We start from the raw sequence: 24,511 nt of genomic DNA on the forward strand, positions 1-24,511 counted from the left end.
ATGGTAAAAAAAGGACATAAAATTGAACAAATCATTCATTATCTTTTGTTGAGTCTCCTAGCTGTTTTATTTTTACTCCCGCTTTTATGGATGCTGTTTGCTTCAATAGATGGAGGGGCGATACAGTCTTTGAAATTTCCGGAAAAAATCACAATGGATAATTTTACCTCTATTCTCACAGATCCAACAATTATTCGCTCATTTTTTATCGGAATTGGTATCTCAGGTACGCAAGCAATTCTAGTGGTTAGTTTGTGTATACTCGCAGCTTATCCGCTGTCTAGATATACATTACGGTATAAAAAAAGTTTTATGATGACGGTATTATTTATGACCTCTCTTCCTATGACCGCAGTCATTGTACCCGTATTCCAGCTTTTTCTTTATCTTAAATTTCAAGATTCATTAATTGCGGTTACATTTTTCTTAACTGCTTCCTCTCTTCCTTATGGCATTTGGATGATGAAAAATTTCATGGATTCAGTTCCTTTAGATTTAGAGGAGTCTGCGTGGGTGGATGGCGCTTCAACGTGGCAGGGGATTAGGAAAGTGGTTGCTCCGTTAATGTTACCTGGAATCTTTACGGTGGCGATTTTTACATTTACAGGAAGCTGGGGCAACTTTTTTGTTCCCTATATTTTGATTCAAACGCCGGATAAAATGCCTGCGTCAGTTACCATTTTTCAATTCTTTGGTAATTTTGGGATGGTAAACTACGGAAGACTCGCTGCTTTTTCAGTCATCTATTCTTTACCAGTGGTTGTTTTGTATGCTATTTCGCAGAACTTTATGTCAAAAGGCTTCAGTTTGGGTGGAGCAACGAAAGGATAAGACTATGTTTTTTATTGAAGAGAAACTTACCGCGCGTATTGCGGAATTACAAACGTACAGATACAAAGAAAGAGCAGCAATTCTTGGCTGGAAAGTCAAAGAGGACAAAACAAAAGCAGAAAAATATCCGCCGAATTCTATGGATGGCTGGATGCCGTTTTCTTTAGGCGATGCATGGGAAGGAAGGGACTATTATTTATGGATTCAGACAACTTATGAAGTACCTGATACAAACCAGCAGCAAGTGTTGCTCTTTGATTTTGGTCACACAGGTGGTGGATTTAATTCAGGGTTCGAGTCCTTATTATTTATTGATGGCGTTCCCTATCAAGGGGTTGATTCCAATCACAAAGAGGTTTTTTTAGACGAAAAATATCGAGGAAAGCAGATTCAGTTATGTTTAAAATTATGGTCTGGTTTAGAAGGGGGAGGACCGGAAAAAATTCAGCATCACCGATTTGAACAAGCAGATGCCGTTTTGTTAGATGAAGCAACGGATGATCTATTTTATACCAGTGATTGCATATTGAAAACAATTACCCAGTTAGATGGTCAGGAAGCTGTTCGATACGAATTATTGGATATATTGGATAAAGCCTATCGATTAATTGACTGGTCATATCCCGGGAATTCTGAATTCTATCAATCGGTTAAACAAGCAAACGAGCTTCTTCAAACGTATTTGGATACACAAGAAAAACGTGCGCTGGTAACGATAACTGCGATTGGACATACACACATAGATGTTGCTTGGCTATGGCGCTTAAAACATACACGAGAAAAAGCGGCAAGAAGTTTTTCAACCGTTCTTCAGTTAATGAAACAATATCCTGACTATGTATTTTTGCAAACGCAGCCACAATTATATAAATATATTAAGAAGGACTATCCGGAGCTATACAATCAGATAAAAGAACGAATCAAAGAAGGTCGCTGGGAAGTCGATGGGGCGATGTGGCTAGAAGCTGACTGTAATATTCCATCAGGCGAGTCTTTAACAAGGCAGATTTTATATGGAACAAAATTCATCAAAGAAGAGTTTAATCAAGCAGTTCATTATCTTTGGCTTCCGGATGTTTTTGGCTACTCATGGGCACTTCCGCAAATTTTAAAGAAAAGTGGCATTGAAACGTTCATGACGACAAAAATCAGTTGGAATCAATTTAATCGTATGCCACATGACACATTTAAATGGCGTGGAATGGACGGAACAGATATCCTTACTCATTTTATTACTACACCTGAGCCAGGAAATACACCGGAAAACACATGGGCAACAAACTGGTTTTATACTTATAATGGCCAGCTAGAGCCAGAGACTGCGAAAGGAATATACAATGCTTATCGTGATAAAGACTTTAATAAAGAGTTGTTGTTATCCTATGGCTATGGAGATGGAGGTGGGGGTGTAACACGCTCTATGCTTGAAAATCGTCGCAGAATGGATAAGATTCCTGGGCTACCTAATGTACAAACGGGAAAAGCATTCGACTATTTTGAGCGGCTTCATCAGACCGTCGAAGAAACGGACCATTATGTTCATACATGGGATGGAGAGCTTTATTTAGAATATCACAGAGGAACCTATACTTCGCAAGCATTCGTTAAAAAAAACAATCGAAAATTAGAGTTAGCCCTTCGCGAGTTAGAGATTTTATATGCTAGCCAACAAGGTTCTGCACAAAGATACCCCAAAGAGCGATTTGATGAGCTGTGGGAGCTCCTTTTGCGTAATCAATTTCATGATATTATACCCGGCTCTTCTATCAAAGAAGTGTATCAGGACTATCGAGAGGAGATGGTAGAGGCATGGGAAAAAGTTCGTTTACTTTACAACTTGTTAGAAAGTTCCTCACTGACTGAATGGATAATCGTCAATACTAGTGGATGGAAACGAAAAGAACTTGTCGAAATTATCACCAAAGAAACGGGGCGCTTTTTCACAGAAGGCGGAGAAGAACTCGTTAGTGAGAAAACAGAAAAGGGGTATCTGGTTTTAGTTCCAGAACTTGCTGCTCTAGGCAGTTTGAAAATTTCTCTGCAGCAAGAAGAACCAAAGAAATCAATTCAAAAATTATCTGTAATTCAAGAATTTGACATAGAGACAGCAATATATCGCATATGCTGGAATGAAAAAGGACAGCTAACAAGTATTTTTGACAAAGAAAATCAAAGAGAGGTATTAAAAGAAAAGGGGATAGGAAATAAACTACAGGTATTTGAAGATAAACCGATGAACTATAATGCGTGGGACATCGACATTTATTATCAGGAAAAAGGGCAGACGTTGTCAGCTACAAGTATACAGGTTGTTGAAAATACCGCACTTCAAACAATTTTATCATTTGACTATGTAGTAGGAAAATCCAGTCTGACACAACAGATGATTCTCTATAAAGATAGCCGACGGATTGATTTTCATACAGTTGTTGATTGGAGAGAAAGAGAAAAACTGTTAAAGGCAGGATTTGAGGTAGATATTCGGAGTACCGAAGCAACCTACGATATTCAATACGGAAACGTAAAACGTCCGACACATTGGAATACGAGCTGGGATATGGCAAAGTTTGAAACTGTTGCTCACCAGTGGGTGGATTTATCTGAGAGAGACTATGGGATTAGTTTGCTGAATGATTGCAAATATGGACATGATATAAAGGAACAGACCTTGCGAATTACTCTACTAAAAGGAGCGGTTTATCCAGATCCAACGGCGGATATTGGTCATCATGAGTTTACTTATAGTTTACTCCCTCATAAAGGGGACTTTGTAGTGGGAAAAACACATCAGGAGGCTTGGTCATTAAATCAACCCTTGACGGTTTTAGCTGGCAATTTAGACGCCTATCAAACGCTATTTGAATTAGATACAGAGTTGCCGGTCTGCATCGATGCGATTAAACAGGCAGAAAATGGAGAAGGAATCATTATACGTATCCATGATCATCTTGGAAGTCGAAGGAAAATCCGTATAAATCCACTGTTTTCTCACGAAGAATGGATGGAAACAAATTTAATGGAGAAACCGATAGAAGAAGGGAAATCTAAAGACTTACCGATTGAATTCACGCTTTTACCATTTGAAATTAAAACGATTCGAGTGAAATAAGAAGACAAAGAAATCGTAAGGAAATTTGCTTTTTGAAAGACCGTTAACTAAACTTTATACTATACTTGAAAGAATGTATTTGATTTGCTAAAAGGTACTTACGTTTTATAAAAAAACAGAAGAGGATGAGTGAGATGTTCAAAAGGAAACTTTTTAGAAATATTTTTTTATCCTTTTCTGTCGTTATTATTTTCTATACTGGAATAATTATGTACGTGACTGTTTCACAAGAATATAAGAGAAATCGTGTAGAGTTTGATAATTTAAATGAGTTATTTTTAGAAAGGGAAAGTAGTTCGATTGACTATCGTATGGATGTTTCTTTGAACGCTGTGAATTTAATTTCTAAACAGAAGAGTATCAGCAACTATTTAAGTGAATCAACGTTTAGTTATGATGTATACAATCAAATGTTTTCTGACTTGACGGGAAATTTATTTTCCAATCACCAGCTAGGGTTTAACTTAGCAATTACCAAAGGCTATTCTTCTGATATTACCAGCCAAGATGGCTATTTCTTATTTGAAGATTATTTGAAGTTCATCAACTTAGATAATCAAATGGGTGAACTAAAAAAATTTATGGAATCAGACAACAATAATGACTTACGTTGTTTTGATGCAGGAACTAAACTTGTCATTTTAAAAAAAAGTTATTTTTTTCAGGAAAAACAAAACATTTTCTTTTTTATTGTGTGGGAGAAGAGTGCATTAAGCTCAATTGCGCTACCTGGAAATCAAGGAGAATTTGGGTTGATTGATGCCAATCATTTATCAAGTAGTCTTGTCTCTAGTGAAGATAGCCAGATCAAACAATTTCTACCATTTGAAACAGAAACCTTTAATCAAATTTCATTTGGAAAAAAAGGAAACTTTTGGACGTATCAAAAGCGCTCTAGCACGATTCCGACCATTTACTATTTATACAGCGTTCGTACGAATCAGACACCAATGATTCCTACACAGACTATTTGGTTCATATTATGTGTGCTGTTCGTCCTTCTCATAGTGGGCTTTATTCTTACCTTCCTTTTAAGCAGACGAAATTATCTGCCTTTTGAAGAGATTATGAGAAATATCGGTTCAGTGAAAGAAGACAGAAGAGGCGACGATTTAGCGTATATTCTTTCTACCATACAGGATATAAATGAGATCAATCAAAAACTTGAAATGATTCAAGAAAGTTCAATTGAGGACTTGCAAGAAACCTTCTTTAAAAACTTAATTTATGATAATTATGATGTGGAGAGAATTGAGACACGCTTAAAACCTCTTCGTTTAGAGAAATTTAAAAAGGGCGGCGTCTTGGTGGTGTTATCTATAGGAGGAATTTCAGCGCTTGAATCGAATTTGAGTGAGGAAAATATTTTGATTTTACGAAAAAAAATAGTAGCATTCTTTAATGAAAAAGACTCGGACACCTCATTTCTCTCTTTTCCCATTGATTATAAACATTTTTGTTTGTTTTTTTCAGAAAAAGACCAACGAATTATTTTGACGATACTAACAAAAATGATTGATCGAATTGAGCAGGAACTCAGTGTGGATGTTACATTTTCTATATCTAAAGTCTTCGATTCGCTACTCCATTTTTCAGAAGCGTTTAAAGAAGCGTACCAATTAAGTGAAAAGCGCTATTCTTTTATAGACAATCATATTATTTCAGCTAAAAGCGTACCAATTACGAGTAAAAAGAACTATCTGTATAGTGTGGAAACAGAAGCCCTATTAATCAAGAGTATTCAAACAAATGATGCCATTCATGCACAAAAAATTCTGCTGCAGCTGCTAGAGGATAATTTAGATCGATTTGAATCAGATATCTACAGTCTATACGACTTTAAAAATGTCTTGCTGAATACGATGAAACGTATTTTAAATAAGTATGACTTGTCGTTTACTCATTTTTCCAGAGAAAACCAAGAGCTGTTTAGAAATTTAAATAGTACGGATTCTATCCTTTTAAAAGACACGTTTATGGAAATGCTCGAAAAATTGCTAGAATTAGTTGGTGAAAAGAATACGCTGAATCTGTCAACTATTGAAAAAGTGCTTGTTTACATAAGAAGCAACTATACTAGAGATCTTTCACTTAGTGAGGTGGCAGAGGAGTTTAATTTAAGTGAATCCTATGTAAGCAAACTGATTAAAGAGCATTTAAAAACCTCTTTTAAAAGTTACATCAATCAATTAAAAGTTGAGAAGGCAAAGGAGCTGCTAGATACTGGGAAATATAAGGTATCAGAAGTAGCTGAACTAGTGGGTTGTAAAAACGTGAACACCTTTATCCGGATTTTCAAACAACATGAAGGAACAACCCCAGGAAAGTATTTGACAGACTCACATTCGTAACGTTCAGTACATGAGAGGTATTAAACAGAAAGAAAATACTCACGGGAACAAATAACCATCGGATGAAAGCCATTATGGGTGAGTATCTTATCCTCTTAAATAGTCGTGGTGAGTGGTGAAATATCAAAAAAAGACCTAACTTCTAAAAGCATCTCCTTGAATCATTCACTAATTCAAGGAGAGCAGAAGGTAGGTCTCTTTCAATAGTTCTCAATCAGTTTCCCTGCACTGCATGTTTGCTGACAGGATCGAGTTTTCGTTCAATAATACCTAATACCCAATCCGTAATAATTGCCATTAATGCGGTTGGTAAGGCACCTGCCAGAATAATAGAGGTACCATCTGTTGCATTCGTTCCTCGAATGATGATGTCTCCAAGTCCGCCAGCGCCAACAAACGCACCGATGGCTGTGATTCCGATAGCAACTACTAGCGCATTTCGTATGCCTGCCATAATAACAGAGACAGAAAGCGGAAGTTCAACCATGTAAAGGCGTTGCCATGCAGTCATCCCCATTCCTTTTCCGACATCAAGAATGTTTTTGTCTACTTGAATCATTCCTGTATAGGTGTTTTTTATAATAGGCAACAAGGAATAAAGGAACACTGTGACGATAACCACTGTAGGGCCTAAACCCAAACCAATCATTAAAATGGAAATCATCGCTAAAGAAGGAACAGTCTGGATAATATTAGCCAGACGAATTATCCAACTCGCTAATTTTCTTTTTCTTGAAATAGCAATACCAATAGGAATAGCTACAACAGCAGCAAAGATCACTCCGTAAATAGAGATTAGAAAGTGACGGAGAAATTGTGAAAAGACATAGCCGCCATTTTCTTGGAAATAATAAATAAATTGTTGAAAGACGTTCATCTTATCCATTTCGTCACTTCCCTTCAAAATAATTGTTTTCTTCTAAGAATCGTTTTGCCACTACAGAGGGTTCTACTAAATTGTTGTCTGCCTCGTAGTTTAATTCCTGCATTTTCTTTGTATCAATTGTTCCTTCAAGCTTTTTCATTGCCTCTTCTAAACCAGGTGTGTCTTTTAAAAGCTTATCGTCAACAATTGCAGCTGCATCATAAGGTGGAAAGAAACTTAAGTCGTCCTCCAACATGACTAAATCATAACTGGCAATACGACCATCTGTAGAATAGCCTAACACAATGTCCATCTTGCCAGCATCCACGGCATCATAGACTAGTCCAATTTGCATAGGCAGGATAGATTCAAAGGCAAATCCATAGGTTTTCTTAAACCCGTCATAGCCATCTCCTTTACGTGTAATCCACGCTGTATCTACACCTGCTACCAGTTGGTCAGCAACTTCTTTCAAGTCACTTACTTTTTTTAGATTGTATTTTTCTGCAGTGTCTTTTCTAACTAGAAAGACATAAGTGTTTTCAAATCCATAAGAGTTAAACCATGTTTGTTGATAACGTGTTTTGAATTCTTTTTTTACTGTATCAAAAGCAATTTTAGGATCTTTTTCAGGAGGTAAACCAAGAGTCGTGGTTAAGTCTGTTCCTGTATAACGCGCAGCAGAAATACTGGCATCTCCATTTAGCATTGCTTGATTGTTAATCGTAGTTGTTGCTAGATTGTTGATTACGGTTGTTTTCTTGTCAGTATAATGTTCAACCATTCCAGCGGTTAAGCTACCTAAGATTTGTGCTTCTGAGGTAATTCCTCCTGTGATTGCAATTGTATCTTCATCTGAGCTGGTGGACAGTCCAGGTAAAGAACAGGCAGAAAGAATCGTTACACTTGATAAAAAGATTAAAAAGGTCAATAGTCTTTTTTTCATTATTCTTCACGCTCCTTTAAAGCTGCAGGAGTGAGCTTGTTTTCTAACGCACCTAGCAGAAAATCAGCTAAGAGTGCAAGAATCGTTACCGGAATAGTTCCTGCAAAGATTAAATCAGGCTGATAATTATTTAGCCCGCTAAAAATTAAATCACCTAACCCGCCAGCCCCGATATAAGAAGCAAGCGTTGCCCATGCGATGACATAAACAGCAGCTAAACGAATCCCTGCCATAATGGTGGGCATTGCTATAGGCACTTCTACACTAATGATAGACTGCATATTGGTCATGCCCATTCCTTTTGCTACATCTCGATAATTCCAATCCACGCTTTTCATTCCAATATAAGTATTTCTCAAAATAGGAAGAAGCGAGTATACGAAAAGAGCGATAATTGCTGGCGTTTTTCCTACACCAAAGAACGGAATCATCAAAGCTAATAGCGCTAGAGAAGGGACTGTTTGTAAAGCACTAGTGATGCCGATTACAACATTTGCAACTTTTTGAAATCGCGTGAGTAAAATCCCCAAAGGAACGGCAACAATAATCCCAAGCAGCAATGCAAAGAAAGAAATATAAATATGCTCCACACTTTTTGATAAAATTTCGCTGCCATGCTGGTTAAAAAAGTCAGTCATATTACACACCTTCTTCTATCGGCTTCACGGCTTCAATCGCATCTGTGATTGAGGTTTCTTCTCCCCAAATGACATCATAGACAATGTCTACTAAAGAAGCACGTGTCAAAATACCGACGATTCGGTTTTGTTCATCAACAACAGGAACATATTTTAATCCACGTTTTAAAATTCGCTGTAACGTATCACGAAGTAAAGCAGTTTTCTTCACAGAGAATACTTTAGGATTTAAAATGTCTCCCACACTAGATACTTTTCCGCGCATCTTATCTAGCGTTTCTACATCAATAAATCCTTTCAATACATTTGAGTTGTCCACCACAAGTAGTGTATCAACCCGTTTTTCACGCATGAGCTTGATGGCTTCTTGCAGTGATTTTTCTGGGGTAATAGTAATTGCATTGCCTAGCATCACTTCTTCTACACGTGTAATATCTGGTTTTGCTTGCAGTAAACGATCTTCACCAATCAGCTCCTCCACAAATTCGTTTGCAGGGGCACGTAAAATGTTTTCTGGTGTATCAAATTGAATCACTTTTCCTTCGCTCATAATCGCAATTCGATTGGCAAGTTTTAACGCCTCGTCCATGTCATGGGTAACAAAAACGATCGTCTTTCCAAGTCGTTCCTGCAGATCTTTTACGAGATCTTGAAGGGCATCTCTGGTAATTGGATCGAGTGCGCCAAAGGGTTCATCCATCAAAATGATATCTTGATTCGCGGCTAATGCACGGACGACACCAATTCTTTGCTGTTGTCCGCCAGAAAGCTCATCTGGATAGCGATCTAACATTTCTCTTGGAAGTTCTACCAAATCAATCATTTTTTCCGCAGTTTTGTCCCGTTCTTGCTGACTCACTTTTAATAATTTTTGTACAAGGGTAATGTTCTCTCTGATGGTCATGTGAGGCATTAAACCGATATTTTGAATCACATACCCAATTTTTCTTCTGAGCTCAACAGGATTTGTTTTTTGAATATCTTCTCCGTCAATCAGTACTTTTCCTTTCGTCGGGTCAGTCATTCGATTTAACATACGCATAGTTGTTGTTTTTCCACTACCGCTTGTTCCGATAAAACAAATAAATTCTCCCTTATCAAAGGAGATATTTACATCATCTACGGCAATTTTCCCACCCTTATAAATTTTTGATACATGCTGAAATTCTATCAATTTTCTCACCTCAAATTTTCATTTTTAACTCGTGTCTACCTTACTAGTATGCATGAAAATAAGCTGATTCTCAAATAGTACACCTTATGGGGCAAAAAAATTGGAGGAGATTAGCTAAATATAAAGAATTGAAAATAACTGATTTTCTTACATTTTTTATTGAAAAAGCATAGATTTGAAGGAGAAAAAATTCATTAGAGGCATGTGGGGGAAAATAAATAAATAACTGAGCAAATCAAAAAAATTCTTAGCTATGTTGGATGAAAAAAGTGCTTAACTAAAAAGCAGGAATGTATCATTAAATCCAGCTTTTCAGTCAAGCACGCAAGAGAACTCAGCGTTCTGCATAAATATTTGCTTCAATTTCTTTTCGCTGACTTTCTAAGAAAGGAGGAAGAGCAAAACTTTCACCTAGAGATTCCAACGGCTCATCTAGAGTAAATCCAGGAGAAAGAGTGGCAAATTCCATTCGGTTTCCACCAGGTTCACGAATGTACAAACTCTTGAAATAGCCGCGAGAAACGATTTTTTCAATGAACCATCCTTGGCTAAGTGCTTTTTGATGAAGTACATCAAGGGTTTGTTCATCTTTAACAGAAAATGCAATATGATCCATACTTCCGCGACCCATATGAGAAGCGCTTTTTGAATCTGTCCCTATAATCTCTAAAAAATCTGATTCGCTGAGCTTAATATGGTTGCCCTCTACCGTCCAATCAAGAAGCTTTTTGAAAAAGTTTTTTGTTTTGTCTACATCTGCTACATGTAGTTGTGTTGATTGAAGTCCGATAAGCTGCTTATTCCCAGGAATTTCATTTTTAACTTGTTTTGAACGGGGAAGTGGTGGTTCTGTTGTTTCCGTAAGATAAAGGGTAACGTTGTCAGGGTCAGAAAAAATCAGCGTTTTTTCCTTTTTCTCAAATGCAATCTGAAAAGAAGCGAGGCGCGCTTGCCAAAACTCCATGGCACCTTTAGGCAGCTTCAAACCAATGGTTGATAGATAGTGATCATTTTCATAACGATTTCCTAGCTTTGGAACAACAAAAAAAGTTACGACAGATCCAGGTGTTCCTTCATAATCTCCATAGTAATAATGCAACATCTTATGGTTGTCTTGATTGACCGTTTTTTTTACGAAACGCAGTCCTAGTAAATGGGTATAAAAATCAGCGTTTTCTTGTCCATGTCGAGTTAGCAAGGAAACGTGGTGAATAGGTGCAAACATTATTTTATCCTCCTAAAAATACACATTTGTATGAGTGAATATCTTTCGACTTACTTAAAGTAAGTATAACGATTTATTCATTTTTCATCAAGCAACTAGGTTTCCTATGTTCGCCTTTAAGAAAAAAACGTGATAAAATAGCGAAGACTATAGTGAAGAAAGAGTGAATACGAATGCTAACAACTGAAGATTTTGATTTTGATTTGCCTGAAGAATTGATTGCACAAACGCCATTGAAAGACCGAGCAAGCTCACGACTTCTCGTTTTAAATCGTGAGACAAACGAGATGGAAGATAAACATTTCTATGAAATTATTGATGAACTGCATGCGGGAGATGCGCTAGTGATGAATGATACGCGTGTTCTACCTGCCCGCTTATATGGAGAGAAGCCTGAAACTGGGGCGCACTTGGAAGTCCTTCTTTTAACGAATACACAAGGAGATACATGGGAAACATTAATAAAGCCTGCGAAACGAGCAAAAGTTGGTACAGAAATCGTTTTTGGTGATGGAAGACTAAAAGCAGTCGTTACCGAAGAATTAGATCATGGTGGAAGAATTATCACTTTTTCTTATGAGGGTATATTCTTGGAAATATTGGAATCCTTAGGGGAAATGCCTCTGCCTCCTTATATCAAAGAACGTTTAGAAGATCCAGATCGCTATCAAACGGTTTATGCAAAAGAAAATGGCTCGGCAGCCGCACCAACGGCAGGTCTTCATTTTACACAGGATTTACTTGAAAAAATCAAAGAAAAAGGGGTTCATCTTGTTTATCTTACACTCCATGTCGGCTTAGGAACTTTTCGTCCAGTAAGCGTAGAGAATATTTCTGAGCACGAAATGCATAGTGAGTTTTACCGTCTAACAGAGCAAGCAGCAGACCAATTGAATCAAGTGCGTGCGAACGGCGGGAAAATTATTGCGGTAGGAACAACCTCTATTCGAACGCTTGAAACGATTGGAACGAAATTTGATGGTGAAATTAGAGCAGACAGCGGCTGGACAGACATATTTATTACACCTGGTTATAAATTTAAGGTCGTTGAGGCATTTTCAACAAACTTTCATTTACCAAAATCTACGTTAGTTATGCTGGTTAGTGCATTTGCTGGACGGGATTTTACCTTATCTGCTTATCAACATGCGATTGATGAACGCTACAGATTTTTCAGTTTTGGGGATGCAATGTTTGTTAAATAATGTGTATATGATCAGAGTCTGAACAATCAAAAAAAAGCTGAGCTCTCGACAGGCTCAGCTTTTTCTGTATTCGGAAGGGAATTAGTTGGTTAACTATTTATCGTTACTTTTCACTATACATGCAAAGTATCTTCTTGAATTTCTTTTCTTTCATAAACAACATCTTGTTTTTCGTAACAGTTTCTACGCTTTGTAACATGATACTTTTATTTACTCTCCACATTACGTATAGACTTCTTATTCGATGGGACATTTTCACTTATCAAACGTCTTGATACGCATTCACTATTTTGTAGATTTCTTAAATACCTCACACGCATAATCTAAAAGGTGAATCTTGTACTTTTAACAACTTTGTTTACAATTCTTCTTCATCGAGAAATTCTTTAACCAAACTAACTTATCCTCCTTCCTTACACTCATAATATAGCATAAAAAGTAAGCGTTTGCAAGTCGGAGTGCTTGAAAATTTATAAGAATTTTTTAGTCATAAAATGTGAATTTTTTGTGATTTTTTTTAAACAAAACGCACATTTATTGAAGAGGGATAAAAAAACATGCTATAGTTATATAGGAAGGAAAATTTCTTTTCTTTCACAATAAAGCAAGGAGGAATAGGATGGATGCATACAAAGAAACCGTTGATTACGTAGTAAAAGAGGTACAAACGGATCGGCAAATGGGGCTTACAGATGCTCAAGTGAAGAAGCGTTTAAAGGAAAATGGACGCAATAAATTTGATGAGGCAAAAAAAGACTCATTATTGAAAAAATTCCTACATAATCTAACGGATTTTACCACAATGATTTTGTTAGTGGCTGCCGCGATTTCGTTTTATACGGCAATTGCCACAGACCATGGTGATTATTTTGAAGGAATTTTAATCATAGCAATTGTTGTCATTAATTCAGTGTTGGCAATCGTACAAGAAGGCAATGCAGAGAAATCTCTGGCAGCTTTGCAGGATATGAACAAACAAACCTGTTTAGTCCTTCGAGAAGGTAAGGTAGAGAAAATTGATGCCGAAGAAGTAGTTGTAGGAGATATATTAGTGTTAGAATCTGGCTCCATGATTGTAGCTGATGCTCGGCTAACGCAAACTTCCCAGCTAAGAGTTGAGGAGTCTGCGTTGACCGGGGAAAGTGAAGCCGTAGAAAAAGATGCGGAGTTCATTGGGAATGAAGATGAAAATTTAGGCGATCAGTTAAATATGATTTTTAAAGGATGTACGGTTGCCAACGGTCGTGGACAAGCAATTGTTACAGCTACAGGTATGCACACGGAGATGGGGAAAATTGCCAGTTTATTAAACGACCATACTTCGCAAAAAACACCGCTACAAAAGCGTTTAAACTCGCTAGGCAAACGGATTAGTTTGATTGCCCTAGGAGCAGCAGCACTGGTCTTTATAATTGGACAGCTCCAAGGAGAGCCAATGCTTGAAATGTTTATGACTTCTGTGTCGCTTGCTGTTGCTGCAGTACCAGAGACGCTAACAGTCATTGTCACGCTGACCTTGGCATTTGGTGTACAGAAGATGGCAAAGAAAAATGCTATTATCCGGCAGCTTCCAGCAGTTGAGACCTTAGGAACGGCAAATGTTATCTGTTCAGATAAAACAGGAACCCTTACACAAAATAAAATGCGTGTTCGACGTGTATGGACTCGCGGTGATGAAGTCATTGATACAGAAGATGCTATGACTGATGAGGCAATGGAAGTTTTAAAAATGGCTTCTTTATGTACTGACGTCATCGTTGAAAAAGTAGATGATGAAGTCATTGTAAAAGGAAATCCAACTGAGGCGGCAATCGTAAGAGCGGTTGAAGAAAATTATCATACAAAAGCTGAATTAGAAGAAGCTTATCCTCGAATCGCAGAGCTTCCCTTTGACTCAAGTCGAAAAATGATGACGACGGTTCATAAGATGGGAAAGAAATATATTTCTGTGACAAAAGGTGCATTTGATGTGCTCTTGCCGAGATTCCGTTTTGGTGATGTGGACCAAGCAGCAATTGTAAATGATCGTTTTGGGAAGAAAGCACTTCGTGTTATTGCTGTGGGTTATGCAATACATGAAGAAGAGCCAAAAGATATTCGTTCTGAAGTATTAGAAAAAGATCTTCGTTTACTCGGACTTATTGGTATGATTGATCCGCCAAGACCTGAAAGTAAAGGCGCAATTGCACGAGCGAAGCGTGCAGGAATTAAAACGGTGATGATTACAGGTGATCATGTGGTGACGGCCAGTGCGATTGCTAAGGAACTGGGGATTCTCTCAAATAAAAATGAAGCATTAACTGGTTCTCAACTTCATCAAATGACTGATGAAGAACTAGATGCACAAGTAGCGCACTTGTCAGTCTATGCACGTGTGACACCTGAAGATAAAATCCGTATCGTGAAATCATGGCAGCGTACGGGAGCTGTGGTTGCTATGACAGGTGATGGCGTAAACGATGCACCTGCGCTAAAAGCTAGTGATGTTGGTTGTGCGATGGGAATTACCGGAACAGATGTGGCACAAGGTGCGGCAGATATGGTATTAACAGATGATAATTTTGCAACGATTGTTGATGCTGTTGCACGAGGAAGAGCTGTATATAGAAATATTCGTAAAGCAATTAATTTTCTGCTAAGCTGTAATATCTCGGAAATTTTTATTGTTTTGTTGGCTATGTTGTTTGGCTGGGGTGCTCCTTTTACCGCCGTTCAATTGCTGTTTGTTAACGTGGTGGCAGATGGGCTGCCAGGCTTTGCGTTAGGGAAAGAACCTGCTGAAAAAGGAATTATGGATGAAGCTCCGATTCCTCGTAATGAGGGAGTCTTTGCTCGAGGATTATGGCAGAAAATCGGAATCAACGCTAGTGTCTTTACTGTAATTACCTTATTTGGTTTTTATCTCGGTTCTTTTGTTGATAGTGTGAGTCCATGGATTGACGCAAGTCATGAAGTAGGACAAACAGTTGCGTTTCTGATTCTTGCGTACTCATCTATTTTACACGTATTTAATGTACGCAGCTCACAATCCATATTTAAAGTGAAATTAGAAAGTAATAAATCACTGTTTGAAATGGCTGTACTTGCTACGGTAATTACAACGGTTATCGCGCTGCTTCCATTTACACAAGAGTTATTTGGTTTAGTGCAGATTAGCTTGAACCACTGGATTTTAGCTATTTCCTTATCAATTGTTCCAATTTTTGTAAATGAAATGATTAAATTCCATCAAAGCCCTGAAGAAGAGAATGATGAAATTTAATTTTCCCTATTAAATAAAAGAAACTCAGACTATTTTCTCTTGAAAGTTAGCAGTTTTGCTAGACTTTTAAGAGAGTGTATAGTCTGAGTTTTTACGATTATTAATAAGCTGGATTTTTTGGCAGTGCGTCATAAAATGCGGCTTTTGTTGTATAAATATATGGGTTTAACCAAATATAGCCGATTCCAAAGGTCATAATTGCAAGAATATGCCAACCGATAAAGCTTAAATCAAGTAAGAAAAGTTTTCCTTTATAACCGTTCATTAATCTGCGGCTTGCAGTAATGGAGTCTAAAAGTCCAGGTTTGTTTCCCGTTTGTTCAGTTGTGTCATAATAAACAAAGTAGGTTTGACTGTAAGCATAGCCTTTAATAATTCCAGGAATCACTAAAAGTAAGCTCCATAGGAAAACAAAAATACTTTGTAAAATGAACAGACCAATAACTGGCAGGAAATAAGTGCCTGAAAATGCACGAAAGGCATCTTTTATCGGCGTAATTTCTGTTCTTTGTTTTCTGACAACTTCAAGTAAAGTCCACGTAATTCCGCTTGTAAATAATGCACTAATGATTCCGCCAAATAGACCACCGCCGCTACTTCCAGCAGAGTTTCCAGCGTCATAAGCACTATTTGATGAAACGGTGTCCAGTGTTTGAGAAAAGTCAACAGACTGGAAGAAAATAATAGCTGGAATCAAGATGATTGATGCAATAATGATACCCAATAATACGGGAATTAAGTTTAGTAATGCTGCACTTCCCCATCGCCCATTTAAGGTAGTTCTCGCTTCTCGTTTTAATTCTGAGATTGATTTCATTTGTTTATTCCTCCTTTCTCTATAAAAGTATAACAAATAACTAAATAATGATTGACTAATATGCGTTGTTTTTTTATAGTAGCATTAAAAAAAGCTTAGGAACTCTGTGAAATCTTGCCAAAAGAATAGGAAACTATTATGATAGGAGAAGTTGCAAAAGTTAAAAAAAGAAAGTAGGGGAATGAATGTCACAGCCTGCCATTCGTTATCGATTAATAAAGAAAGAAAAACATACCGGTGCTCGTTTAGGTGAAATTATTACACCACACGGCACGTTTCCAACACCCATGTTTATGCCTGTAGGAACACTTGCTACGGTAAAAACAATGTCTCCAGAAGAATTAAAAGAAATGGGCGCAGGGATTATTCTAAGCAATACGTACCATTTATGGCTGCGTCCAGGAGAAGATTTAGTGGAAGAAGCAGGAGGACTGCATAAGTTCATGAATTGGGATCAGCCTATTTTAACTGATTCAGGTGGATTCCAAGTATTTTCGTTAAGTGATATGCGAAATATTGTAGAAGAAGGTGTCCATTTTAAAAACCATTTAAACGGTTCGAAAATGTTTCTTTCTCCTGAAAAGGCAATCATGATTCAAAATAAATTAGGATCAGATATCATGATGAGCTTTGATGAATGTCCGCCATTTGATGAGAGTTATGATTATGTAAAAAAATCAGTTGAACGTACTTCAAGATGGGCACAAAGAGGTTTAGACGCTCACGCAAATCCAGATAGACAAGGCCTATTTGGGATCATTCAAGGCGCTGGATTTGAAGATTTACGTCGCCAAAGTGCAAGTGATCTCGTTAGTATGGACTTCCCTGGCTACTCCATTGGCGGGCTTTCTGTGGGTGAATCAAAGGAGGAAATGAACCGTGTTCTTGATTTTACTACACCACTCATTCCAGAGAATAAACCACGCTATTTGATGGGTGTTGGTGCCGCTGACTCCTTGATTGATGGAGTCATTCGTGGAGTTGATATGTTTGATTGTGTGCTGCCTACAAGAATTGCGCGAAATGGGACTTGCATGACTTCCCAAGGGCGTTTAGTTGTCAAGAATGCGCAATATGCACATGATTTTCGACCAATTGATGAGAAATGTGATTGTTATACATGTAAAAACTATACAAGAGCGTACATCCGTCATTTAATTAAATGTGACGAAACATTTGGGATTCGATTGACTTCTTATCATAATCTTCATTTCTTGTTAAATCTAATGAAGCAAGTTCGTCAAGCAATTATGGATGATAATTTACTTGAATTTAGACAAGCTTTTTTTGAAGAATACGGATTTAATAAAGAGAATGCGAAAAGTTTCTAAAAAAAATGTGAAAAGGGTAGTTAAACGAGTGATTTTCTGCTAAAGTTATCTTTGTGACTACAAATCTGTGAGGTGAAATAAATGAATTCTTTACCAATGCTTCTGATGTTCGTTGTACTTATCGGTATGTGGTTTTTCATGTCTCGTACACAAAAGAAACAACAACAAGAACGTCAAAACTTATTAGATGGAATGAAACCTGGAGACAACGTTGTGACAATCGGCGGATTACATGGCGTCATTTCTGAGTTTAACGAAGACAAACGTACAGTAGTATTAGATTGTGAAGGCATTTTCTTGGAATTTGACCGTGCATCTATTAAAACAGTAAAACCAGGGACGACAGTAGAAGTTGATGATACTGTAACAACAGTTGAAACAACTGAAAACTCAAGTGATTCAGAAGAATAAACGAAGTTCGCATAGACATTTTTAAAATGAACTGGCACAAGAGCTTTGGGTGCTGGAATCAGCTTTATGTTTGATTCCGCACCTTTTTTCTTTTTAGGAGGAAAAATCATTGTTCAAAACGATTGAGAGAATGGTAGTAAATCGTACCTATAAAAAAAAAGTGAAAGAGCTTCACAGAACAGGCTATCAGGCAATTAATTTGGAAGAATTAAAACGATATTGTTCCGAATATCGTTGGACCAAAAAGACAGTAAGGACACTTAGAGAGAAGAAAGCAGATATTTTGTCTATTCAGCCAAATGAATTTTTTGATTATCAACAATTGAAAATTCAAACAACTAAGCAATCTTTTCATGAGCTTGAAGATTTTTCAGATTTGTTTTAAAAAAGAATTGTCGTTAATTTTAATAGATTGTGTAATAATTAATTAGTATAAAAGATGTTTTCATGAAAATGAAAACGTCTTTCTTTTTTTGTTTTAAAAACAATTAGGTTGATTTGGTGCGTTTTTTAAGCAACTGTGAAAAAAATCACAAAAAAGTATTTACAACATGAATGAAATGTTGTATGATTTAAATGTGAATTAGTTAACAAACAAAAAAAGAGTATCCAATAGGAGGAACATAATGGCTAAGACATTAGAAAAGGAAACCAAAAAAGAATTTGACGTTCAAGGGATGATTGATGAGTTAGCGGCAAAAGCAAACGTTGCCTTGAAGGAAATGGAAGATTTTGACCAAGAAAAAGTGGATCATATTGTTCATCAAATGGCGATGGCAGCATTAGACCAACATATGCCTCTTGCAAAATTAGCAGTGGAGGAAACAGGTCGAGGAATCGTTGAAGATAAAGCAATTAAAAATATGTATGCTTCTGAATATATTTGGAATAGTATCAAACATGATAAAACAGTTGGCGTAATCAATGAAGACCCGCAAACAGGTATCATTGAAATTGCCGGACCAGTTGGTGTGGTCTGTGGTGTGACACCAACAACAAACCCAACATCTACAACAATTTTTAAAGCAATGATTGCGTTAAAAACAGCAAATCCAATCATTTTTGCTTTCCATCCAAGCGCACAAAAATGTTCAGCAGAAGCAGCACGTATCGTTCGTGATGCTGCAATCGCTGCAGGAGCTCCTGAAAATTGTGTACAATGGATTGAACATCCTTCAATTGATGCAACATCAATGTTAATGAATCATCCTGGAGTTGCGATTGTCTTGGCTACAGGTGGTCCTGGAATGGTGAAATCAGCATACTCTACTGGAAAACCAGCTTTAGGAGTAGGTGCTGGGAACGTACCTGCATATATTGAAAAAACAGCAAAAATTAAACGTGCAGTCAATGATTTAATCGTTTCTAAATCATTTGATAACGGAATGATTTGTGCTTCTGAACAAGCAGTTATTGTTGATAAAGAAATTTATGCGGCTGTAAAAGCTGAATTTGAAGCACATCAAGTATACTTTGTGAAACCAAATGAATTACAAAAACTTGAAGATGCAGTCATGAATGAAGGAAAATATGCAGTAAATCCTGCTATTGTTGGTCATTCTGCAGAGTCAATTGCAAAACTAGCTGGAATTAAAGTGCCTGCAGGAACAAAAATATTAGTTGCTGAATTAGAAGGTGTGGGTGCTGAGTATCCATTATCACGTGAAAAATTATCTCCAGTACTAGCAATGGTTAAAGCACAAAATACAGAGCATGGGTTTGATTTATGTCAAGGAATGCTTGAATTAGGTGGGCTAGGACATACTGCTGTGATTCACAGTGAAAATGAAGATTTACATGTGAAATTTGGTTTACGCATGAAAGCTTGTCGTGTGTTAGTAAATACACCATCAGCAGAAGGCGGAATTGGTAATATTTATAATGAAATGATTCCTTCATTAACATTAGGTTGTGGTTCTTATGGCAAAAATTCAGTTTCTCGTAACGTATCTGCCATTAACTTAATTAACGTCAAAACTGTAGCGAAACGGAGAAATAATATGCAATGGTTTAAATTACCGCCAAAAATTTTCTTTGAAAAGAATTCTTTACAATACCTACAAAAAATGGAAAATGTTGAACGTGTTATGTTAGTTTGTGACCCAGGAATGGTTCAATTTGGCTATGCTGATACAGTTCGTAAAGAATTACAAAAACGTAAAAATGACGTGAAAATTGAAGTGTTCTCAGCTGTGGAACCAAATCCTTCAACAAATACCGTTTATGCTGGAACTAAAATGATGAATGATTTCCAACCAGATACGATTATTGCTCTTGGTGGAGGTTCTGCAATGGATGCGGCTAAAGGAATGTGGATGTTCTATGAACACCCAGATACAGAATTCTTTGGCGCAAAACAAAAATTCTTAGATATCCGTAAACGTACGTATAAGATTGAAAAAGCAGTGAAAACACAATTTGTATGTATTCCAACAACTTCTGGTACAGGTTCTGAAGTGACACCATTTGCGGTTATCACTGACAGTGAAACACACGTGAAATACCCATTAGCGGATTACGCATTGACACCAGATGTAGCAATTGTTGACCCTCAATTTGTTATGTCAGTACCTGCATCAGTTACAGCTGATACAGGAATGGATGTATTAACACATGCGATTGAATCATATGTTTCAGTTATGGCATCTGATTACACACGCGGATTAAGTTTACAAGCAATTAAGCTAGTCTTTGATTATTTAGAAAAATCTGTGAAGACTCCGGATATGGAATCTCGCGAAAAAATGCATAATGCTTCAACAATGGCTGGGATGGCATTTGCAAATGCATTCTTGGGAATTTGTCACTCAGTTGCACATAAAATTGGTGGGGAGTACAATATTCCACACGGACGTACGAACGCAATTCTATTGCCTCATATTATCCGTTACAATGCAAAAGATCCATCAAAACATGCAATGTTCCCTAAATATGACTACTTCCGTGCAGACACAGATTATGCAGATATTGCGAAATTCTTAGGACTAAAAGGAAATACAACGGCTGAATTAGTTGACTCATTAGTAAAAGCAGTCTATGACTTAGGTGTTTCTGTTGGAATCGATATGAACTTGAAAGCACAAGGTGTGACACAAGAAGTATTAGACTCAACAGTAGACCGTATGGCTGAATTAGCATATGAAGACCAATGTACAACAGCCAATCCAAAAGAACCATTAATCAGTGAATTGAAACAAATCATCATTGATGCATATAATGGATAATTCGAGAACACGCGAATAAAAATTTATGTAGGCAGACCTAATCTCTTAGCGGTTAGGTCTGTTTGCTATTGAACACGAGTTTTTTTGATTCAAAGATAGAGAAAAAAACTCGATGTTCAATAGTACTTGTCGAGCTCCAAGTGAAAACGAGAGAAGGACGAAATGGTTGTAGGAAATTAAGGAATAACCTCTCGTGTTCAATAGTATTTGCTAAGTCCTTGGTAGAGAAAAGAGCAAAAATTATGGAAAAGAAACCATTATTGGTTTGATTTTCTGATTTACTACATGATAAAGGAACACGTTGATAAAAATAGAAAAAATAGGTACACTAGAACTAAGATTGAAAACGTACACAAGGAGAGCGAATGGATGTTGGAGAGTATTCAAGCAGCACTAGAAGCATTAGCAGTTTCTCGAAAAAAATTAACAGATTTACTACCTAGTTTAAAAGGAAATAAAGTAATCTCATCAAATGAAGAGGCATTAGCGTTTGTCTTTGATTTGCAGGATTATAGCGATGCGATTCGGTTAGTGACGGATTTTGTTACTGTGGAAGTAGAAGACCAAGCCGTGACGCCTAAAGAAATTAGTCAACTCTTTTCAGAGCAGCGTGAATCATTAGAGAGACTAATAACAGAATTTACCCACTTGTCTGATGAAATGGAGGAAGGACACTACACGGAATCTTTTTATGGATTGAAAGCCGGGGGGGTTCGTCGGTTATCTGGAGGGCTACAGGGCGTGCTTGAAATGAATGGTCAGCTACTGCAAGAAAACTTGACCTTTCAACGTTTGATTAAAGATGTTGATGTCTCCTCTGGGATACAGGCAGAAGAGTCAGAAGAAAAGACAGGATTCTTTAGAAAGTTATTTGGTAAATAAAAGAAACAATGGACTTGTTTGAAAGGGATATACCCAGACATAGATAAAAAAATAGTAGTGAGATTTTGGCTACTGCCTACTCTCTGACTACTATTTTTATTTATTCTTTGATGTTTCTCATACTATATTTTGTTGGGTCAATCATACGTGCCTCACACCAATCCTTTGGGTAGCCAGTCAAGATAAGCGGGTGTTTAGTTACATCAGCAGTTGTTTGACTTCCAGTCATTGTATAGAGAATACGAAGTTCCTCTTTCCATTGCTCAACTAATGCAATGGTTTTTTCAGTTCCATGAGAAAGTAAAGAATTTAGGATAGTTCCAGAAATTCCGACTGCATCAGCACCTAGACAAAGAGCTTTGAAAATATCGTAGGCATTTCGAATCCCACCAGAAGCGACTTTTTGAAAATTTCTGGTTAATTCGTTAGCTTCTAATAGAGAAATCACAGTAGATTGTCCCCAGTCATCCAAATAAGCAAACTCACGTTTTTTTCGTCGAGCATTTTCAATTTGTGTAAAGCTCGTTCCACCTTGTCCACTAACATCAATTGTTTGTATTCCTGTAGATAAAAGAGCCGTGATTGTTTCCCGAGTCATTCCAAAACCGACTTCTTTCACTAAAACTGGAACATTCATTTGTTGATTGATCTCTTCAATAATTGATAGCCAATTTCTAAAATCACGGTCACCCTCAGGCATGACTAACTCTTGCGGGACATTTAAATGAATTTGGAGTCCGTCAGTTTCAAATAAATCTACCGCTCGCTTCGCGTTATCTACGGAAACACCACCACCGATATTTACAAGTATCTTTCCTTCAGGGTATTCTTCACGCATCACACTGTAAGAGTCAATCAAGCTGGAATCTTTCAGCGCAGCGCTAACAGAACCTGTAGCAATTAACAAATCTGTTTCTCGTGCAACAATCGCAAGCTGACGATTTATTTCCTTTGTCTTTTCGCTTCCTCCAGTCATGGCATTTATATAAAAAGGTGAACTCAAATTGAAATCAAAGAGCTTAGTCGACAAGTCCACCTCTTTAAGTGCTAATTCAGGTAAAGAGGAATGGATTAGCCGGATGCTGTCAAAATCATTTGGTTTTCCTTTGTAAAATGCTTTGGCTAACGAAACGTGTTCATCTTTTCGGTTCATCTGCAGTCCTTTCTGGGACGATTATAAACATGTAGTGGAAGAGGCGTGATTTCTGCCTTTTCCCAGGCGCTCATTAAAGGTAAAATGCCTGATTTTTGATTGAATAACACAATCCCGCAGTCGCCGCCTCCAGCCCCAGAGGACTTTGCTGCACCATCAAAGGTTTCTGCTAAATCACATAGCTCTTTTAATGCGGCCGTTTCAATCGTTACACCAGTAAGGTGGGACAGCTCATTAAGGAGGCGACGGTTTTTTCGAATCATTTGTTGAATCAAGTGCACATCATCAGTAAGAAATCCTTGAATTATTTGTTCTACACATTTTTTGCTTTCGGATAGAAATTCTTTATATCTTGTTTGTTGCTGCTGTTTCGATTGGTGAACCCGATCCACTAAATCAGAAGTGGAAGCTGGGCTACCTGTCCAGCCGATAATTAGGCGTAAGTCCTTTGGTGCATTTAATGGTTTAATAAGTAGACCAGGCCAATCCATTTGCAAAAGCTGGGTCACTGAACAGTTTTTTTGCTGGGTCTTTATCCATTCGTGGTCAAAAGTAGAAAAAGCAAGCCAACCACCATAACAGCTTGCTGCTATATCGCCACATGAGCCATTTCCCTGCACTTCTAAATGGGCTAGGGCAGCTAGCTTGAAAATCTCCAATAAATCTAATTGTAAGCCGTAGAACGCATTTAACGCTTTGATTGTTGCGACAGTTACGGCACCGCTAGAACCTAAACCATATTTTCGTCCGTTTGAACTATCTAATTCACTAGTTACTTTTAAATCGTAAAAAGAAAGAAGGACGTTTTTTTCTTGTGCATATTTTTCAGTTAAACGAATCGCTGCCAAAATATAGTGAAAAGGATTTTCACGGATATCTAAAACAAGTTCACCGTTTCTTCGCGTCCAGCGGATAGGCAAATCACTATATTGAGTGGATTGAATACTACCAATTTTTCTAGCAGCATTCATAGTGACCGTAACAAATTGGTCGACAGCGACGATAATTGCAGGATGTCCAGTTTCGACAACAGCATATTCGCCAGCAATATATAACTTTCCAGGTGCGGATACTTCAATCATGATAA

The 24,511-nt window shown here is 37.4% G+C and carries 18 protein-coding genes; 10 read left to right on the plus strand and 8 right to left on the minus strand.

Annotated elements, in window-relative coordinates:
* From I589_RS03055 to I589_RS03065, 3 genes are all read left to right on the plus strand, one after another.
* Positions 1-831 (plus strand): carbohydrate ABC transporter permease, encoded by an 831-nt coding sequence (locus I589_RS03055; protein ID WP_010769597.1) that lies wholly within the window; start codon positions 1-3, stop codon positions 829-831.
* 4 nt (positions 832-835) lie between these two features.
* Complete coding sequence (locus I589_RS03060; protein WP_010769596.1) at positions 836-3,940, plus strand: alpha-mannosidase; 3,105 nt, start codon at positions 836-838, stop codon at positions 3,938-3,940.
* A 134-nt stretch (positions 3,941-4,074) separates the two neighbouring features.
* A complete protein-coding gene (locus I589_RS03065; RefSeq protein ID WP_010769595.1) occupies positions 4,075-6,291 on the plus strand; it encodes a helix-turn-helix domain-containing protein in 2,217 nt (738 codons plus the stop codon).
* A gap of 214 nt (positions 6,292-6,505) precedes the next feature.
* On the opposite strand, the gene I589_RS03070 is transcribed toward I589_RS03065, so the two are convergent.
* The 5 genes from I589_RS03070 to I589_RS03090 form a co-directional block, all read right to left on the minus strand.
* On the minus strand, positions 6,506-7,177 hold the full coding sequence (locus I589_RS03070; protein ID WP_010769594.1) for an ABC transporter permease: 672 nt from the start codon (positions 7,175-7,177) through the stop codon (positions 6,506-6,508).
* A gap of 4 nt (positions 7,178-7,181) precedes the next feature.
* On the minus strand, positions 7,182-8,102 hold the full coding sequence (locus I589_RS03075; protein WP_010769593.1) for an osmoprotectant ABC transporter substrate-binding protein: 921 nt from the start codon (positions 8,100-8,102) through the stop codon (positions 7,182-7,184).
* Complete coding sequence (locus I589_RS03080; RefSeq protein WP_010769592.1) at positions 8,102-8,740, minus strand: ABC transporter permease; 639 nt, start codon at positions 8,738-8,740, stop codon at positions 8,102-8,104. Before I589_RS03080 ends, I589_RS03075 begins: the two co-directional genes overlap by 1 nt.
* A 1-nt stretch (position 8,741) precedes the next feature.
* Positions 8,742-9,914: a betaine/proline/choline family ABC transporter ATP-binding protein gene (locus I589_RS03085; RefSeq protein ID WP_010769591.1), complete on the minus strand. Its 1,173-nt coding sequence runs from the start codon at positions 9,912-9,914 to the stop codon at positions 8,742-8,744.
* Between the two features lie 334 nt (positions 9,915-10,248).
* The gene (locus I589_RS03090; RefSeq protein ID WP_010769590.1) at positions 10,249-11,139 is read right to left on the minus strand and encodes a VOC family protein; all 891 of its coding nucleotides are present in this window, start codon (positions 11,137-11,139) and stop codon (positions 10,249-10,251) included.
* Positions 11,140-11,312: 173 nt separating this feature from the next.
* On the opposite strand from I589_RS03090, the gene queA reads away from it, so the two are divergent.
* On the plus strand, positions 11,313-12,344 hold the full coding sequence (gene queA, locus I589_RS03095) for a tRNA preQ1(34) S-adenosylmethionine ribosyltransferase-isomerase QueA (protein WP_010769589.1): 1,032 nt from the start codon (positions 11,313-11,315) through the stop codon (positions 12,342-12,344).
* Between the two features lie 619 nt (positions 12,345-12,963).
* Complete coding sequence (locus tag I589_RS03100; RefSeq protein ID WP_010769588.1) at positions 12,964-15,606, plus strand: cation-translocating P-type ATPase; 2,643 nt, start codon at positions 12,964-12,966, stop codon at positions 15,604-15,606.
* A 100-nt stretch (positions 15,607-15,706) separates the two neighbouring features.
* Here I589_RS03100 and I589_RS03105 read toward each other — a convergent pair whose 3' ends face one another.
* Positions 15,707-16,423 (minus strand): DUF975 family protein, encoded by a 717-nt coding sequence (locus I589_RS03105; protein ID WP_010769587.1) that lies wholly within the window; start codon positions 16,421-16,423, stop codon positions 15,707-15,709.
* Between the two features lie 185 nt (positions 16,424-16,608).
* Between I589_RS03105 and tgt the strand changes: the two genes are divergently transcribed.
* From tgt to I589_RS03130, 5 genes are all read left to right on the plus strand, one after another.
* Entirely contained in the window at positions 16,609-17,754 is a 1,146-nt protein-coding gene (gene tgt, locus I589_RS03110) for a tRNA guanosine(34) transglycosylase Tgt (RefSeq protein ID WP_010769586.1), read from the plus strand.
* 81 nt (positions 17,755-17,835) lie between these two features.
* The gene (gene yajC, locus I589_RS03115; protein ID WP_010769585.1) at positions 17,836-18,165 is read left to right on the plus strand and encodes a preprotein translocase subunit YajC; all 330 of its coding nucleotides are present in this window, start codon (positions 17,836-17,838) and stop codon (positions 18,163-18,165) included.
* Positions 18,166-18,274: 109 nt separating this feature from the next.
* Positions 18,275-18,550, plus strand: coding sequence for a post-transcriptional regulator (locus tag I589_RS03120; protein ID WP_010769584.1), 276 nt, complete (start codon positions 18,275-18,277; stop codon positions 18,548-18,550).
* 241 nt (positions 18,551-18,791) lie between these two features.
* Entirely contained in the window at positions 18,792-21,389 is a 2,598-nt protein-coding gene (adhE, locus tag I589_RS03125; RefSeq protein ID WP_010769583.1) for a bifunctional acetaldehyde-CoA/alcohol dehydrogenase, read from the plus strand.
* A 369-nt stretch (positions 21,390-21,758) separates the two neighbouring features.
* Positions 21,759-22,271 (plus strand): hypothetical protein, encoded by a 513-nt coding sequence (locus tag I589_RS03130; RefSeq protein ID WP_010769582.1) that lies wholly within the window; start codon positions 21,759-21,761, stop codon positions 22,269-22,271.
* A gap of 100 nt (positions 22,272-22,371) precedes the next feature.
* Here the strand turns inward: I589_RS03130 and fni are convergent, their stop codons facing one another.
* Together fni and I589_RS03140 are read right to left on the minus strand one after the other, a co-directional pair.
* Positions 22,372-23,424 (minus strand): type 2 isopentenyl-diphosphate Delta-isomerase, encoded by a 1,053-nt coding sequence (gene fni / locus I589_RS03135; RefSeq protein ID WP_010769581.1) that lies wholly within the window; start codon positions 23,422-23,424, stop codon positions 22,372-22,374.
* On the minus strand, positions 23,421-24,506 hold the full coding sequence (locus tag I589_RS03140) for a phosphomevalonate kinase (protein WP_010769580.1): 1,086 nt from the start codon (positions 24,504-24,506) through the stop codon (positions 23,421-23,423). Before I589_RS03140 ends, fni begins: the two co-directional genes overlap by 4 nt.
* Between the last annotated feature and the right edge of the window lie 5 nt (positions 24,507-24,511).

The organism is Enterococcus phoeniculicola ATCC BAA-412 (genome assembly GCF_000407505.1).
Lineage (GTDB): Bacteria > Bacillota > Bacilli > Lactobacillales > Enterococcaceae > Enterococcus_K > Enterococcus_K phoeniculicola.